Source organism: Curtobacterium sp. PhB128, from assembly GCF_004340725.1.
GTDB lineage: Bacteria > Actinomycetota > Actinomycetes > Actinomycetales > Microbacteriaceae > Curtobacterium.
Genome location: NZ_SLUR01000002.1, coordinates 356058 through 370466, shown reverse-complemented (window position 1 = coordinate 370466; position 14409 = coordinate 356058). Strand labels below are relative to the sequence as shown.

Below are 14409 nucleotides of genomic sequence, written 5' to 3'. Positions count from 1 at the left end.
ATCACTTACCTGACTTTCCGGCCTTGCGGCGCACGTTCTCGCCGGCGTAACGGACACCCTTGCCCTTGTACGGCTCGGGCTTCCGGAGCTTCCGGATGTTCGCCGCCACTTCGCCGACTGCCTGCTTGTCGATGCCGGCGACCGTGACCTTGTTGTTGCCCTCGACCGCGAAGCTGATGCCCGCGGGCGGCTCGACCGTGATCGAGTGGGAGTACCCGAGCGCGAACTCGAGGTTCGAGCCCTTCGCCTGCACGCGGTAACCGGTGCCGACGACCTCGAGGCCCTTGGTGTAGCCCTGGGTCACGCCGATGATGTTGTTGGCGATGAGGGTACGGGTCAGGCCGTGGAGCGAACGCGACTCGCGCTCGTCGTCCGGACGGGTGACGAGAACCTGGTTCTCCTCGACCTTGGCCTGGATGGGCTCCGCGATGACGAGCGCGAGCTCGCCCTTCGGGCCCTTGACCGCCACGCTCTGACCGTCAACGGAGACGGTCACGCCGGCGGGGATGTCGATGGGAAGACGTCCGATTCGTGACATTGTCGATCACCACACGTAGGCGAGGACTTCCCCACCCACGCCCTTCTGCTCGGCTTCGCGGTCGGTCAGCAGGCCGGACGAGGTCGAGAGGATCGCCACGCCGAGGCCACCGAGGACCTGGGGGATCTCCGTCGACTTCGCGTAGACCCGGAGACCCGGCTTCGACACGCGCTTGATGCCGGCGATCGAACGCTCGCGCTCGGGGCCGTACTTCAGGTCGATGGTGAGGGTCTGCCCGACTCGGGCGTCCTCCACCTTCCACTCGCTGATGTAGCCCTCACGCTTGAGGATGTCGGCGATGTTCTTCTTGAGCTTGGAGCTCGGGAGCGCGACGGCGTCGTGGTGCGCGGAGTTCGCGTTCCGCAATCTGGTCAGCATGTCTGCGACCGGATCGGTCATCGTCATGATGTTCGTCCATTTCTCGCCTGGTTTCGACACCCGTTCCACGAATGCCGACCTGAGCGATCGAGTGATCCCGGGGCGGTTCCCCAGGATCGGTGTGTTCGTGCGTGCGGGCCGGAGGACGTGAATCCTCCGGCCCGCACCGCCCGAAGTAGTTTAGACCGTCTGCTCGTTGGAGCGGAACGGGAAGCCGAGCTGACGGAGCAGCGCGCGTCCCTCGTCGTCCGTCTTCGCGGTGGTGACGACAGTGATGTCGAAGCCGCGGACACGGTCGATGCGGTCCTGGTCGATCTCGTGGAACACGGACTGCTCCGAGAGACCGAACGTGTAGTTGCCGTTCCCGTCGAACTGCTTGTCGCTGAGACCGCGGAAGTCGCGGATGCGGGGCAGTGCGAGGGAGATCAGGCGGTCGAGGAACTCCCAGGCGCGGTCACCCCGGAGGGTGACGTGCGCACCGATCGCCTGACCCTCGCGCAGCTTGAACTGCGCGATGGACTTGCGAGCGATGTTGACCTGGGGCTTCTGACCCGTGATCGCCGTGAGGTCCTTGATGGCCCCCTCGATGATCTTCGAGTCGCGAGCGGCCTCGCCGACACCGGTGTTCACGACGACCTTGACCAGGCCGGGGACCTGGTTGACGTTCGCGTAGCCGAACTGCTCGGTGAGCGTGGCCTTGATCTCGTCCTTGTACTTCTGCTTGAGGCGCGGCTGGGCCTTGGGGGCCTCAGTCGTTGCAGTCGTGTCAGTCATCAGAGCGTTTCACCTGACTTCTTGGCGTAGCGGACACGGACGGTCTTCTTGACCCCGCCCTTCTCCACCTCTTCGGTACGGAAGCCGACGCGGGTCGGCTTCTTCGTCTTCGGGTCGACGAGAGCGACGTTGGACACGTGGATCGAGGCTTCGTGCTTCTCGATGCCACCCGTCTTCGAGCCGCGCTGCGTCTGGCCGACGCGGACGTGCTTCGTGACGAAGTTCACGCCCTCGACGACGACGCGCTGCTTGTCCTTGAGGACCTCGATGACCTTGCCCTGCTTGCCACGGTCGCCGCCACGCTCCTGCGTCGCGCCCGTGATGACCTGGACGAGGTCACCCTTCTTGATGTTCGCCATGGCTTACAGCACCTCCGGCGCGAGCGAGATGATCTTCATGAACTTCTTGTCACGGAGCTCGCGACCGACCGGACCGAAGATGCGCGTGCCGCGCGGGTCGCCGTCGGCCTTGAGGATCACTGCCGCGTTCTCGTCGAACTTGATGTAGGAGCCGTCCTGACGACGGGTCTCCTTCTTGGTGCGAACGATGACCGCCTTGACGACGTCACCCTTCTTCACGTTGCCGCCGGGGATGGCGTCCTTCACCGTGGCGACGATGACGTCACCGAGACCGGCGTAGCGACGACCCGAACCACCGAGCACGCGGATGGTCAAGATCTCCTTGGCACCCGTGTTGTCGGCGATCTTCAGGCGGGATTCCTGCTGAATCACTGCTGTCTCCTATTCCGAAGCAGGCCGAGGCCTACTTGGCCTTCTCGAGGATCTCGACCAGGCGCCAGCGCTTGGAAGCGCTGAGGGGACGGGTCTCGCTGATCACGACGAGGTCGCCGACACCAGCGGTGCCGAGCTCGTCGTGGGCCTTCACCTTGGACGTGCGACGGATGATCTTGCCGTAGAGCGCGTGCTTCACGCGGTCCTCGACCTCGACCACGATGGTCTTGTCCATCTTGTCGCTGGTCACGTAGCCGCGACGCGTCTTGCGGTAGCCGCGAGTGAGGGCGGCGGAGGTCTTCTCTTCGTTCGCCATTACTTCTCCTCGGCGGTCTCGGCCTCGGTCGACTCAGCCGGCTTGTCAGCCTTCTTCGTCGTCTTCTTGGCCTTGGTGGCGGTCTCGACGGGCGCGGGAGTGGCACGGATGCCGAGCTCGCGCTCGCGGAGGACGGTGTAGATGCGAGCGATGTCGCGCTTGACGGCACGGAGACGACCGTGGCTCTCCAGCTGGCCGGTGGCCGACTGGAAGCGGAGGTTGAAGAGTTCCTCCTTGGCCTTCTTCAGCTCGTCAGCGAGACGCTCGTTCTCGAACGTGTCGAGCTCCGTCGGACGGAGCTCCTTGGAACCGATCGCCATTATGCGTCGCCCTCCTCGCGCTTGATGATGCGTGCCTTGAGGGGCAGCTTGTGGATTGCACGGGTCAGCGCCTCACGGGCGATGTCCTCGGTGACGCCGGAGAGCTCGAAGAGCACACGACCCGGCTTGACGTTGGCGACCCACCACTCGGGCGAGCCCTTACCGGAACCCATGCGGGTCTCAGCCGGCTTCTTCGTGAGCGGGCGGTCCGGGTAGATGTTGATCCAGACCTTGCCGCCACGCTTGATGTGACGCGTCATGGCGATACGAGCGGACTCGATCTGACGGTTGGTCACGTACGCCGGGGTGAGGGCCTGGATGCCGTAGTCGCCGAAGCTGACCTTGGTACCACCGGTTGCCTGACCCGAACGCTTCGGGTGGTGCTGCTTACGGTGCTTGACTCGACGGGGAATAAGCATGGTTACGCCTCAACTCCTGCGCCGGCCGGCGCGTCCTGCGGGGCCTGCTGCGGGCGGCGGTCACCGCGGTCGCCGCCACGACGGTCGCCGCCACGGTCGCCACGCTCACCGCGCGGGCCGCCACGACGCTCGGGGCGCGACGAACGCTGGTTCGCCTGCTCGCGAGCGAGCTCCTTGTTCGTGATGTCGCCCTTGTAGATCCAGACCTTCACGCCGATGCGGCCGAACGTGGTCCGGGCCTCGTAGAAGCCGTAGTCGATGTTCGCGCGGAGGGTGTGCAGCGGCACACGGCCTTCGCGGTAGAACTCCGAACGGGACATCTCGGCGCCGCCGAGACGGCCCGACACCTGGATGCGGACACCCTTGGCGCCGGCGCGCTGTGCACCCTGCAGGCCCTTGCGCATGGCGCGACGGAACGCGACACGAGCGGAGAGCTGCTCGGCGATGCCCTGCGCGACGAGCTGGGCCTCGGTCTCGGGGTTCTTGACCTCGAGGATGTTCAGCTGGATCTGCTTCTTGGTGAGCTTCTCGAGCTCACCGCGAACGCGCTCCGCCTCGGCGCCGCGGCGGCCGATGACGATGCCCGGACGCGCCGTGTGGATGTCCACGCGGACACGATCACGGGTGCGCTCGAGCTCGATGCGAGCGACACCGGCGCGGTCGAGGGTCTTCTTCAGGTACTCGCGCACCTTGATGTCCTCGGCCACGTAGTCGGCGTAGCGCTGACCGGCCTTCTTGCTGTCGGTGAACCAGTGCGAGACGTGGTCCGTCGTGATCCCGAGACGGAAGCCGTACGGGTTGACCTTCTGGCCCATTAGTTGCTCGCCTTCTTGCTCGTCGCGGCAGCCTCGGCCTCTTCCGGCGTCGCGAGGACGACCGTGATGTGGCTGGTGCGCTTGTTGATGCGGAAGGCCCGGCCCTGGGCGCGCGGCTGGAACCGCTTCAGGGTCGTTCCCTCGTCGACGAAGACGCGGCTCACGTAGAGGTCGCGCTCGTCGAGGAAGCTGTTCGTCGAGTCAGCCTTCACCCGGGCGTTCGCGATCGCCGAGGCGACCAGCTTGTACACGGGCTCCGAAGCGCCCTGGGGGGCGAACTTCAGGATGGCGAGCGCCTCGTGGGCCTGCTTGCCGCGGATCAGCTCGATGACGCGACGGGCCTTCTGAGGCGTGACGCGGATGTGTCGCACGCGTGCGATCGACTCCACCATTTCGTTCCTCCTCTGCGTCCCCGCGTTAGCGGCGACGGCCCTTCTTGTCGTCCTTCACGTGACCACGGAAGGTGCGGGTCGGCGCGAACTCGCCGAGCTTGTGACCGACCATCGACTCGGTGACGAACACCGGGATGTGCTTGCGGCCGTCGTGCACCGCGATGGTGTGACCGAGCATGTTCGGGACGATCATCGACCGTCGCGACCAGGTACGGATCACGTTCTTGGTGTTGGCCTCGTTCTGCGTGACGACCTTGCGGAGCAGGTGCTCGTCGACGAAGGGGCCCTTCTTCAGACTGCGTGGCATCTTCTGAACTCCTACTTGCGCTTCTTGCCGGCGTTACGGCGACGGACGATGAGCTTGTCGCTCGGCTTGTTCGGCTTGCGCGTGCGACCCTCGGCCTGGCCCCAGGGGCTGACCGGGTGACGACCACCGGAGGTCTTGCCCTCGCCACCACCGTGGGGGTGGTCGACCGGGTTCATCGCGACACCACGCACGGTCGGGCGGACGCCCTTCCAGCGCATGCGGCCGGCCTTGCCCCAGTTGATGTTCGACTGCTCGGCGTTGCCGACCTCGCCGATCGTGGCGCGGCAGCGTGCGTCGACGTTGCGGACCTCGCCCGACGGCAGACGGAGCTGCGCGTAGGGGCCGTCCTTGGCGACGAGACGCACCGAGGCGCCGGCCGAGCGGGCCATCTTCGCGCCGCCACCGGGGCGGAGCTCGATGGCGTGCACGACGGTACCCACGGGGATGTTGCGCAGCGGCAGGTTGTTGCCGGGCTTGATGTCGGCGCCGGGGCCCTGCTCGATGACGTCGCCCTGCTTGAGCTTGTTCGGCGCGATGATGTACCGCTTCGTGCCGTCCACGTAGTGCAGGAGCGCGATGCGCGCAGTGCGGTTGGGGTCGTACTCGATGTGAGCGACCTTGGCGTCCACGCCGTCCTTGTCGGAGCGACGGAAGTCGATCACGCGGTACTGGCGCTTGTGGCCACCACCGATGTGACGCGTGGTGATGCGGCCGGAGCTGTTGCGACCACCGGTCTTCGGCAGCGGACGAAGCAGGGACTTCTCCGGAGTCGAACGGGTGATCTCAGCGAAGTCGGCGACCGACGAGCCGCGACGACCGGGGGTCGTCGGCTTGTAGTTACGAATAGCCATGATTTATCCCTCTGGTCCTCAGCCGACAGCCGTGAAGATGTCGATCGAACCGGACTTGAGCGTCACGATGGCGCGCTTGGTGTCCTTGCGCTTGCCGAGACCGAACTTGGTGCGACGGGTCTTGCCCGGGCGGTTCAGCGTGTTGATGCTCGCGACCTTGACTTCGAAGATCTTCTCGATGGCGAGCTTGATCTCGGTCTTGTTCGAACGGGGGTCCACGATGAACGTGTACTTGCCCTGGTCGATGAGCGCGTAGCTCTTCTCCGAGACGACCGGCGAGATGATGACGTCGCGCGGGTCCTTGTTGAAGCCGCTCATGCGGTGATCTCCTTCGCGGTCTTCGACGCGATGAAGGCGTCGAGGGCGCTCTTGCTGAAGACGACGGCGTCCGACTTGAGGACGTCGTAGGCGTTCAGCTGGCCGTACGAGAGCGCGTGGACGTTCGGCAGGTTGCGGATCGACTTGAGCGTCAGCTCGTCGTTCGACTCGAGCACGATCAGCACGTGCTTGACGGGCGCGACCTTCTCGAGGAGCGTGCGAGCGACCTTGGTCGACGGCACGTCGGCCTCGACGAAGCCGTCGACAGCCGAGATGCGGCCACCGCGGGCGCGGTCCGAGAGCGAGCCGAGCAGCGCTGCGGCGATCATCTTCTTGGGGGTGCGCTGCGAGTAGTCGCGGGGGGTCGGTCCGTGGACGACGCCACCACCGGTGTGCTCGGGAGCACGGACGGAACCCTGACGGGCGCGGCCGGTGCCCTTCTGCTTGAACGGCTTGCGACCGGCACCGCGGACTTCGCCGCGGTTCTTGGTCTTGTGGGTGCCCTGACGCGCGGCTGCGAGCTGCGCGGTGACGACCTGGTGGATCAGCGGGACGTTGGTCTCGACGTCGAAGAGAGCTGCGGGCAGCTCGACGGTGCCGGACTTGACACCCGATGCGTCGAGGACGTCGATCGTGGTTGCGGTCGTGGTGGCCATGATCACTTACCCTTCACGGCGGTGCGGACGAAGACGGAGCGGCCACGAGCACCGGGGACGGCGCCCTTGACGAGCAGCAGACCCTTCTCGGCGTCGACGGCGTGCACCGTGAGGTTGAGGACGGTCACGCGGTCGCCACCCATACGACCGGCCATGCGCATGCCCTTGAAGACACGTGACGGGGTCGAGGAAGCACCGATCGAGCCGGGCTTGCGGTGGTTGCGGTGTGCACCGTGCGAGGCGCCGACGCCGTGGAAGCCGTGGCGCTTCATGACACCGGCGAAGCCCTTGCCCTTGGAGGTACCGACGACGTCGACCTTCTGGCCCGCCGTGAACGTGCCGTCCACGGTGAGCTCCTGGCCGAGCGTGTACTCAGCGGAGTCGTTGGTCCGGATCTCGGTGAGGGTGCGACGCGGGGTCACGCCAGCGGCCTCGAAGTGGCCAGCGGCCGGCTTGTTGACCTTGCGCGGGTCGATGGCACCGGCGGCGATCTGGATCGCCTCGTAGCCGTCGCGCTCAGCGTTGCGGATCTGGGTGACCACGTTCGGGCCGACCTCGATCACGGTGACGGGGATGAACTTGTTGTTCTCGTCCCACACCTGGGTCATCCCGAGCTTCTTGCCGAGGAGGCCCTTGACGGTCTTGGTTGAGTTCGCCATTGGTCAGCCCCCTTACAGCTTGATCTCGATGTTGACGTCTGCCGGCAGGTCGAGTCGCATGAGCGAGTCAACGGCCTTCGGCGTCGGGTCGACGATGTCGATGACCCGCTTGTGCGTGCGCTTCTCGAAGTGCTCGCGCGAGTCCTTGTACTTGTGAGGGGAACGGATCACTGCGATCACGTTCTTCTCGGTGGGGAGTGGCACCGGGCCGACCACGGTTGCACCGGCACGGGTCACCGTGTCGACGATCTTCCGGGCCGACGTGTCGATGACCTCGTGGTCATACGACTTGAGCCGGATGCGGATCTTCTGTCCCGCCATGTGTCTCTTGTCCTCTCTCTGCGCCGCGCACCCGCAGGCCGCCTGACGCCGCTCGGCTCCGCATTGCTGCAGACCGTGCTGTTTTCCTGAACCAACCGGCCGCATCCGCTGGGGATGACCGCTGTTCACCTGTCAACCGCGCGGGCGACCTTGGCCGTCCAGCGTGGGCAATCGACTTCCTCGCACTCCGGGCGCAACAGTGTCGCGTCCGTCATGACCTCGGGGAGTCGTGTTCTGCTGCCTGCGGCCCAACCCAGCCCTGCTGAACAGGGGGGTTGTGCACTGCCAGAGCAGTGATCCTGCGGACTCGCACCCGCGGGGAATTCGGAACCGGACAAGTCTCGCATGTCCCGAGCCCACGTGCAACCCGGGCGTGTCGCGATGTGCCGGGCGTGTCGACACCGGCTCGCTTCCCCGGATCCACGCGGATCGGACGGCCTGGAGGCACGGGTCGCCGCCGCAACGCGGAGCGCCCTCCGGACATGGTCCGGAGGGCGCTCGTGGAGACGGTTACTCGGCCGTCACCGGAGGGACGAACCACGGCGGGAAGACCGCCACGCGCGGCGCGTGGCCGCCGTGGTCGGCGAGCACCGCACGGACCGTCTGACGGGCCTTGTCGTTCGGGACACCGATCACCGCGACGGACGAGAACGGCACGCTCGGCCCCGCGAGGAGCTCGAGTCCGAGCATCTCGGGGTCGGAGAAGTCGGTGCGGCGGATCAGGTTCGTCCCGGCGTCGGGGCCGACGGCGAACCGGACGTCGTCGGCGTCGGCGTCCTGGTCGGCGACGACCACCGAGTCACCGAACGCCGAGACCGGGACGACGAGCACGACGTAGTCCACCGCGCGCGTGCGTCGGGCGGCGTCGGACCACCGCTCCCCGACGGCGCCGGTGCGGAGTTCGTCCCACCGGACGGCATCCGGCGACAGGGTGAACGGCACGTGGCTCGCGATGGTGCTGCCGTCGGGCGCTTCGGCCTCGGCGCGTGCGGCCCGGGTCTCGGGGCTGCTGACGTCGACGGCGGGCTCCGCCTGGTCGGCCGCCAGGATGGCGCCGGACCCGACGATGCCGTCGAGGTTGTCGATGTGGGTCACGTGGTGCGCACGCAGCGACGCGAACACCCGAGCCTCGGGCAGGTCGGCCGACGACGACCGGAGCGACGTCGGTGAGCGCAGCGACGTCCCGGGGCCGGAGGCCGGCGGGTCGACGCGCAGGTTGGTGGTGATGCGGGTCCGCCGTGGCGCCGGAGCGGCTGGGATCGCCGACTCCTCACGCTGCCGGGGCGCGCAGATGTCGCAGAGCTCGGTGGGGAAACCGTGGATGCACTCGTCAGTCACGACTGTTGTGGGTCCTTCCGTGCCGTGTGGGGTGGTCCGGCACGTCGACCAACGCTACGTCATCCGGACGCTCCCGGGGTCATTGTCGGTAGAGCAGTGCCCGGACCTCGGACTCGGCGGCGTGGATCCGGGCCGGATCGATGGTCTCGCCGTGCTCGTAGGCGTCGAGCAGCCGCGGGTCGATGTAGCTCTGCCGGCACACCGTCGGGGTGTTGCCGAGCTCGTCGCTCGCGGCCTCCACGGCATGGGACACCGCACGCTTCCGCTTCGCCTGCGACGACAGCGGACCGGTCTGGGCAAGGTCGACGGCCGCGGCCACCGTGCCGTGCAGGGTGCGGAAGTCCTTCGCCGTGAAGTCGTCACCAGCACGCTCCTTGACGTAGGCGTTGATGTCCTCGGCGGACAACGGCTCCCACTCGTCACCGCGGCGTTCGCGGAACGACAGCAGTCGGGCGTTCGGCCCACGGCGCTTCATGCCGGCGATCACCGTCGCGAGGTCGGCGTCGTGGATCGACGACGACCACTCCTGCCCGCTCTTGCCGGGGAAGTCGAGCTCGATGTCTTCACCGGAGACGTGGGCGTGCGCGCACAGCAGGGTCGACAGTCCGCGGCTGCCGTGCTCGCTGGCGTACCGCTCCGATCCGACCCGCAGCGAGCCCTGGTCGAGCATCCGGAACGCTGCGGCCAGCGCTCGGCGGCGATCGGGTTCCGGTCGTCGGAGGTCCTGCGTGACCCCGCGCCGTGCGACCGGCAGCGACTCCGCGAGGGCGAGCGCCCGGTCGTACTTGATCCGGTCCATCCGTTCGCGCCACGACGGGTGGTACATGTACTGGCGGCGTCCGGCTCCGTCGATGCCGGTCGCGAGGACGTGCCCGTTCTCGTACGGCGAGATCCAGACGTCGTCCCAGGCCGGCGGGATGACGAGGTCCTCGAGCCGCTGACGCACCGAGGCATCGGTGACGGTCGCACCGTCGGGGTCGCGGTACGAGAAGCCGCGGCCGCTCCGGACACGGTGGTAGCCACGACCGGAGGTCGTGGAACGGCGCAGACGAGTCACCCGGCCGAGCCAACTCCCCGCTGCCTGGGACGCCGTACGGGGCGGACGGACGCCGTCGTGGCGAGCGTACCCCGGGCCTCCCGTCCGCCGCCCGCCAGGGCCGTGAGCGGCCGACAGTGGCTCCGAGCGCTGCCACGTCGACCGGGGCAACGACACAGCGGGGCCGAGCCCGAAGGCTCGACCCCGCTGCGGCAGGTAACCGGAGTTACTTGAGGATCTTCTCGACCGTACCGGCGCCGACCGTACGACCACCCTCACGGATGGCGAAGCGGAGGCCCTCTTCCATGGCGATCGGCTGGATCAGCTCGACGGTCATGGCGACGGTGTCACCGGGCATGACCATCTCGGTGCCCTCGGGCAGCGTGATGACGCCGGTGACGTCCGTGGTGCGGAAGTAGAACTGCGGACGGTAGTTCGCGTAGAACGGGTTGTGACGCCCGCCCTCTTCCTTGGTCAGGATGTAGGAGTTCGCCTGGAACTCGGTGTGCGGCGTGACCGAACCCGGCTTCACGACGACCTGGCCGCGCTCCACGTCCTCGCGCTTGAGGCCACGGATGAGCAGACCGGTGTTGTCACCGGCGACCGCCTGGTCGAGCAGCTTGCGGAACATCTCGATGCCCGTGACCGTGGTCTTCTGCGTCGCGCGGATGCCGACGATCTCGACCTCGGCGTTCAGGTTGAGCGTTCCACGCTCGACGCGACCGGTGACGACCGTGCCACGACCGGTGATCGTGAAGACGTCCTCGATCGGCATCAGGAACGGCTGGTCGGTGGCGCGCACCGGGTCCGGCACGTGCTCGTCGACCTGGGCCATGAGCTCCTGGACCGACTTGACCCACTTCTCGTCGCCCTCGAGCGCCTTGAGCGCCGAGACCTGCACGACGGGGGCGTCCTCGTCGAACTGCTGCGAGCCGAGGAGCTCGCGGACCTCGAGCTCGACGAGCTCCAGGATCTCCTCGTCGTCCACCATGTCGGACTTGTTCAGCGCGACGACGATGTAGGGGACGCCGACCTGGCGGGCGAGCAGCACGTGCTCACGCGTCTGGGGCATCGGGCCGTCGGTGGCGGCGACCACGAGGATCGCGCCGTCCATCTGCGCCGCACCCGTGATCATGTTCTTCACGTAGTCGGCGTGACCGGGGGCGTCGACGTGCGCGTAGTGACGCTTCTCGGTCTGGTACTCGACGTGCGAGATGTTGATCGTGATGCCGCGCTGGCGCTCCTCGGGAGCGTTGTCGATCTGCGCGAAGTCACGGGCCTCGTTGAGGTCCGGGTACTGGTCGTGCAGAACCTTGGTGATCGCCGCCGTGAGCGTGGTCTTGCCGTGGTCGACGTGACCGATGGTTCCGATGTTGACGTGCGGCTTGGTGCGCTCGAACTTGGCCTTGGCCACTGTGGGTCCTCCTCAGGACTCGGAAGCGTCATCCCCGGCCGGCCCTGGATGGGCTCGCGACCGTTGATGCGCGGTGTGTGTCTGTACTTTACTTGGTGGCGAGGGGCCCGTCGCCGGGCACCCCCGCCTGTGGAGAAGCGCTGAGCGCTACTCCCCCGCGTTCTTCGCGATGATCTCCTCGGCGACCTTGGCCGGGACCTGGCTGTAGGTCTCGAAGGTCATCGAGTAGACCGCACGACCAGAGGTCTTCGACCGCAGGTCGCCGACGTAGCCGAACATCTCGGACAGCGGCACGCTCGCGCGGACCACCTTGACGCCCGAGGCGTCCTCCATCGAGGCGATCTGGCCACGACGGGAGTTCAGGTCACCGATGACGTCGCCCATGTACTCCTCAGGAGTACGGACCTCGACGGCCATGATCGGCTCGAGGATCGCGGGACCGGCCTTGCGGGCCGCTTCCTTGTAGGCGATGGAACCGGCGATCTTGAACGCCATCTCGGACGAGTCGACGTCGTGCGCCGCGCCGTCCTTGAGGATGGCCTTCACGCCGACGGTCGGGTAGCCCGCGAGGATGCCGACCTGCATGGCGTCCTGGATACCGGCGTCGACCGAGGGAATGTACTCGCGCGGGACACGGCCACCGGAGGTCGCGTTGACGAACTCGTAGACCTTCTCGCTCGTGACCTCCATCGGCTCGAGCGCGATCTGCACCTTCGCGAACTGACCGGAACCACCGGTCTGCTTCTTGTGGGTGTAGTCGTAGCGCTCGACGATCTTGGTGAGCGTCTCGCGGTAGGCCACCTGGGGCTTGCCGACGCTCGCCTCGACGTGGAACTCGCGCTTCATGCGGTCGACGAGGATGTCGAGGTGGAGCTCGCCCATGCCCTTGATCGTCGTCTGACCGGTCTCGGCGTTGAGCTCGACGCGGAACGTCGGGTCCTCTTCGGCGAGCTTCTGGATGGCCGTGGAGAGCTTCTCCTGGTCAGCCTTCGTGTTCGGCTCGATCGCGACCTCGATGACCGGCTCCGGGAACGTCATCGACTCGAGGACGACCTGGTTGGTCGGGTCGCACAGGGTGTCACCGGTGGTGGTGTCCTTGAGGCCGATGACCGCGTAGATGTGGCCAGCGGTCACGTTGGCGACCGGGTTCTCCTTGTTGGAGTGCATCTGGAAGATCTTCCCGATGCGCTCCTTCTTGCCCTTGGTCGAGTTGATGACCTGTGCGCCGGACTCGATCGAGCCGGAGTACACGCGGACGTAGGTGAGGCGACCGAAGAAGGGGTGCACCGCGACCTTGAACGCGAGAGCCGAGAACGGCTCCGACGCGTCGGGCTTGCGGATGATCTCCTTCTCCTCGTCCTTGACGTCGTGGCCGATCATCGGCGGCACGTCGAGCGGGGACGGGAGGTAGTCGATGACGGCGTCGAGCATCGGCTGGACACCGCGGTTCTTGAACGCGGAACCGCACAGCACCGGGTAGAGCGTGCTGCTCACGGTGAGGGCGCGGATCGCGGCCTTGATCTCGTCGACCGAGAAGTCGGTGTCGCCCTCGAGGTAACGCTCCATCAGGACGTCGTCCGCCTCGGCCACGCGCTCGATGAGCTTCTCGCGGTACTCGGCGGCGCGGTCCTGCAGGTCGGCCGGGATCTCTTCGATCTCGTACTTCGCACCCATCGCGACGTCACCCTTGGCGTCGCCGCGCCAGGTGAGTGCACGCATCTGAACGAGGTCGACGACGCCTTCGAACGAGCTCTCCGAACCGATCGGCAGCTGGAGCACGAGGGGCTCCGCACCGAGGCGGTTGATGATCGTGTCGACGGTGTAGTAGAAGTCCGCGCCGAGCTTGTCCATCTTGTTGACGAAGCAGATGCGCGGGACGTTGTACTTGTCAGCCTGACGCCACACGGTCTCGGACTGGGGCTCGACGCCCTCCTTGCCGTCGAAGACGGCAACCGCACCGTCGAGGACGCGGAGCGAACGCTCCACCTCGACCGTGAAGTCCACGTGACCGGGGGTGTCGATGATGTTGATCTGGTTGTTGTCCCAGAAGCAGGTCGTCGCGGCCGACGTGATCGTGATGCCGCGCTCCTGCTCCTGCGCCATCCAGTCCATCGTGGCAGCGCCGTCGTGGACCTCACCGATCTTGTGCGTGATGCCCGTGTAGAACAGGATGCGCTCGGTCGTCGTGGTCTTGCCGGCATCGATGTGCGCCATGATGCCGATGTTGCGGACCTTGTTCAGGTCGGTGAGCACGTCCTGTGCCACAGGGTTCCTCCGGAAGAGTTGTAGGAGAGGTTGGCGGCCGTCCGGGCGCCGGGGTTCTTGACCACCGGTGCCCGGACGGTGCCGGGACTACCAGCGGTAGTGGGCGAAGGCCTTGTTCGACTCGGCCATCTTGTGCGTGTCCTCGCGGCGCTTGACCGCGGCACCGAGACCGTTCGACGCGTCGAGGATCTCGTTCATGAGACGCTCGGTCATCGTCTTCTCGCGACGGGCCTTGGCGTACGAGGTCAGCCAGCGGAGCGCGAGGGTGTTCGCGCGGTGCGGCTTGACCTCGACCGGGACCTGGTAGGTCGAGCCACCGACGCGGCGGCTGCGGACCTCGAGGGTCGGACGGACGTTGTCGAGCGCCTTCTTGAGCGTGACGACAGCATCCTGCTGGTTCTTGGCAGTGACGCCCTCGAGTGCACCGTAGACGATGCGCTCGGCGAGGCCCTTCTTGCCGTCGAGCAGGATCTTGTTGACGAGCTGGCTGACGATCGGCGCACCGTAGACCGGGTCGGCGACGACGGGACGCTTGGGGGCGGGACCCTTACGAGGCATCTA

General features: G+C 66.8%; 21 protein-coding genes. All 21 read right to left on the bottom strand.

The annotated features are described in order from the left end of the window. Position 1: 1 nt before the first annotated feature. Positions 2 to 538, bottom strand: a complete 537-nt coding sequence (gene rplF / locus EDF23_RS05890; RefSeq protein ID WP_111083459.1) for a 50S ribosomal protein L6 — start codon at positions 536 to 538, stop codon at positions 2 to 4. A gap of 6 nt (positions 539 to 544) precedes the next feature. Then, complete coding sequence (gene rpsH / locus EDF23_RS05885; RefSeq protein WP_017885519.1) at positions 545 to 943, bottom strand: 30S ribosomal protein S8; 399 nt, start codon at positions 941 to 943, stop codon at positions 545 to 547. 153 nt (positions 944 to 1096) lie between these two features. Continuing rightward, on the bottom strand, positions 1097 to 1690 hold the full coding sequence (gene rplE / locus EDF23_RS05880) for a 50S ribosomal protein L5 (protein ID WP_111083460.1): 594 nt from the start codon (positions 1688 to 1690) through the stop codon (positions 1097 to 1099). Continuing rightward, positions 1690 to 2049: a 50S ribosomal protein L24 gene (rplX, locus tag EDF23_RS05875; protein ID WP_111083461.1), complete on the bottom strand. Its 360-nt coding sequence runs from the start codon at positions 2047 to 2049 to the stop codon at positions 1690 to 1692. Before rplX ends, rplE begins: the two co-directional genes overlap by 1 nt. A gap of 3 nt (positions 2050 to 2052) precedes the next feature. Beyond that, on the bottom strand, positions 2053 to 2421 hold the full coding sequence (gene rplN, locus EDF23_RS05870; protein ID WP_111083462.1) for a 50S ribosomal protein L14: 369 nt from the start codon (positions 2419 to 2421) through the stop codon (positions 2053 to 2055). 31 nt (positions 2422 to 2452) lie between these two features. After that, entirely contained in the window at positions 2453 to 2737 is a 285-nt protein-coding gene (rpsQ, locus tag EDF23_RS05865; RefSeq protein WP_111083463.1) for a 30S ribosomal protein S17, read from the bottom strand. Then, positions 2737 to 3057: a 50S ribosomal protein L29 gene (gene rpmC, locus EDF23_RS19710; RefSeq protein WP_111083464.1), complete on the bottom strand. Its 321-nt coding sequence runs from the start codon at positions 3055 to 3057 to the stop codon at positions 2737 to 2739. The genes rpsQ and rpmC overlap by 1 nt, the downstream gene beginning before the upstream one ends. Next, complete coding sequence (gene rplP, locus EDF23_RS05855) at positions 3057 to 3476, bottom strand: 50S ribosomal protein L16 (RefSeq protein ID WP_111083465.1); 420 nt, start codon at positions 3474 to 3476, stop codon at positions 3057 to 3059. Before rplP ends, rpmC begins: the two co-directional genes overlap by 1 nt. Before the next feature lie 2 nt (positions 3477 to 3478). Beyond that, positions 3479 to 4291: a 30S ribosomal protein S3 gene (rpsC, locus tag EDF23_RS05850; RefSeq protein WP_017885527.1), complete on the bottom strand. Its 813-nt coding sequence runs from the start codon at positions 4289 to 4291 to the stop codon at positions 3479 to 3481. Further along, the gene (rplV, locus tag EDF23_RS05845; protein WP_111083466.1) at positions 4291 to 4683 is read right to left on the bottom strand and encodes a 50S ribosomal protein L22; all 393 of its coding nucleotides are present in this window, start codon (positions 4681 to 4683) and stop codon (positions 4291 to 4293) included. Before rplV ends, rpsC begins: the two co-directional genes overlap by 1 nt. 25 nt (positions 4684 to 4708) lie before the next feature. Next, entirely contained in the window at positions 4709 to 4990 is a 282-nt protein-coding gene (gene rpsS / locus EDF23_RS05840; RefSeq protein ID WP_017885529.1) for a 30S ribosomal protein S19, read from the bottom strand. An 11-nt stretch (positions 4991 to 5001) separates the two neighbouring features. Then, positions 5002 to 5841, bottom strand: a complete 840-nt coding sequence (gene rplB / locus EDF23_RS05835) for a 50S ribosomal protein L2 (protein WP_111083467.1) — start codon at positions 5839 to 5841, stop codon at positions 5002 to 5004. A gap of 18 nt (positions 5842 to 5859) precedes the next feature. Then, on the bottom strand, positions 5860 to 6159 hold the full coding sequence (gene rplW, locus EDF23_RS05830; protein ID WP_111083468.1) for a 50S ribosomal protein L23: 300 nt from the start codon (positions 6157 to 6159) through the stop codon (positions 5860 to 5862). After that, positions 6156 to 6815 carry a 50S ribosomal protein L4 gene (gene rplD / locus EDF23_RS05825; RefSeq protein ID WP_111083469.1) on the bottom strand — a complete coding sequence of 220 codons (660 nt, stop codon included), beginning with the start codon at positions 6813 to 6815 and terminating at the stop codon, positions 6156 to 6158. The genes rplW and rplD overlap by 4 nt, the downstream gene beginning before the upstream one ends. Before the next feature lie 2 nt (positions 6816 to 6817). Then, on the bottom strand, positions 6818 to 7474 hold the full coding sequence (gene rplC, locus EDF23_RS05820) for a 50S ribosomal protein L3 (protein ID WP_027466731.1): 657 nt from the start codon (positions 7472 to 7474) through the stop codon (positions 6818 to 6820). Between the two features lie 12 nt (positions 7475 to 7486). Further along, on the bottom strand, positions 7487 to 7795 hold the full coding sequence (gene rpsJ / locus EDF23_RS05815) for a 30S ribosomal protein S10 (protein ID WP_017885534.1): 309 nt from the start codon (positions 7793 to 7795) through the stop codon (positions 7487 to 7489). A 510-nt stretch (positions 7796 to 8305) separates the two neighbouring features. Then, positions 8306 to 9133: a DarT ssDNA thymidine ADP-ribosyltransferase family protein gene (locus EDF23_RS05810; RefSeq protein WP_123293140.1), complete on the bottom strand. Its 828-nt coding sequence runs from the start codon at positions 9131 to 9133 to the stop codon at positions 8306 to 8308. Between the two features lie 79 nt (positions 9134 to 9212). Continuing rightward, a complete protein-coding gene (locus tag EDF23_RS05805; RefSeq protein WP_131921060.1) occupies positions 9213 to 10190 on the bottom strand; it encodes a DNA topoisomerase IB in 978 nt (325 codons plus the stop codon). 205 nt (positions 10191 to 10395) lie between these two features. Further along, entirely contained in the window at positions 10396 to 11583 is a 1188-nt protein-coding gene (tuf, locus tag EDF23_RS05800; protein ID WP_123293136.1) for an elongation factor Tu, read from the bottom strand. A 147-nt stretch (positions 11584 to 11730) separates the two neighbouring features. Then, positions 11731 to 13848, bottom strand: coding sequence for an elongation factor G (gene fusA, locus EDF23_RS05795; RefSeq protein ID WP_111083473.1), 2118 nt, complete (start codon positions 13846 to 13848; stop codon positions 11731 to 11733). A gap of 87 nt (positions 13849 to 13935) precedes the next feature. Further along, on the bottom strand, positions 13936 to 14406 hold the full coding sequence (rpsG, locus tag EDF23_RS05790) for a 30S ribosomal protein S7 (RefSeq protein ID WP_055950927.1): 471 nt from the start codon (positions 14404 to 14406) through the stop codon (positions 13936 to 13938). Between the last annotated feature and the right edge of the window lie 3 nt (positions 14407 to 14409).

Coding starts and splice junctions, on each gene's coding strand:
- rplF (WP_111083459.1), bottom strand. CDS start 538: ATGTCACGAATCGGACGTCTTCCCATCGACATCCCCGCCGGCGTGACC.
- rpsH (WP_017885519.1), bottom strand. CDS start 943: ATGACGATGACCGATCCGGTCGCAGACATGCTGACCAGATTGCGGAAC.
- rplE (WP_111083460.1), bottom strand. CDS start 1,690: ATGACTGACACGACTGCAACGACTGAGGCCCCCAAGGCCCAGCCGCGC.
- rplX (WP_111083461.1), bottom strand. CDS start 2,049: ATGGCGAACATCAAGAAGGGTGACCTCGTCCAGGTCATCACGGGCGCG.
- rpsQ (WP_111083463.1), bottom strand. CDS start 2,737: ATGGCGAACGAAGAGAAGACCTCCGCCGCCCTCACTCGCGGCTACCGC.
- rpmC (WP_111083464.1), bottom strand. CDS start 3,057: ATGGCGATCGGTTCCAAGGAGCTCCGTCCGACGGAGCTCGACACGTTC.
- rplP (WP_111083465.1), bottom strand. CDS start 3,476: ATGCTTATTCCCCGTCGAGTCAAGCACCGTAAGCAGCACCACCCGAAG.
- rpsC (WP_017885527.1), bottom strand. CDS start 4,291: ATGGGCCAGAAGGTCAACCCGTACGGCTTCCGTCTCGGGATCACGACG.
- rplV (WP_111083466.1), bottom strand. CDS start 4,683: ATGGTGGAGTCGATCGCACGCGTGCGACACATCCGCGTCACGCCTCAG.
- rpsS (WP_017885529.1), bottom strand. CDS start 4,990: ATGCCACGCAGTCTGAAGAAGGGCCCCTTCGTCGACGAGCACCTGCTC.
- rplB (WP_111083467.1), bottom strand. CDS start 5,841: ATGGCTATTCGTAACTACAAGCCGACGACCCCCGGTCGTCGCGGCTCG.
- rplW (WP_111083468.1), bottom strand. CDS start 6,159: ATGAGCGGCTTCAACAAGGACCCGCGCGACGTCATCATCTCGCCGGTC.
- rplD (WP_111083469.1), bottom strand. CDS start 6,815: ATGGCCACCACGACCGCAACCACGATCGACGTCCTCGACGCATCGGGT.
- rplC (WP_027466731.1), bottom strand. CDS start 7,474: ATGGCGAACTCAACCAAGACCGTCAAGGGCCTCCTCGGCAAGAAGCTC.
- rpsJ (WP_017885534.1), bottom strand. CDS start 7,795: ATGGCGGGACAGAAGATCCGCATCCGGCTCAAGTCGTATGACCACGAG.
- rpsG (WP_055950927.1), bottom strand. CDS start 14,406: ATGCCTCGTAAGGGTCCCGCCCCCAAGCGTCCCGTCGTCGCCGACCCG.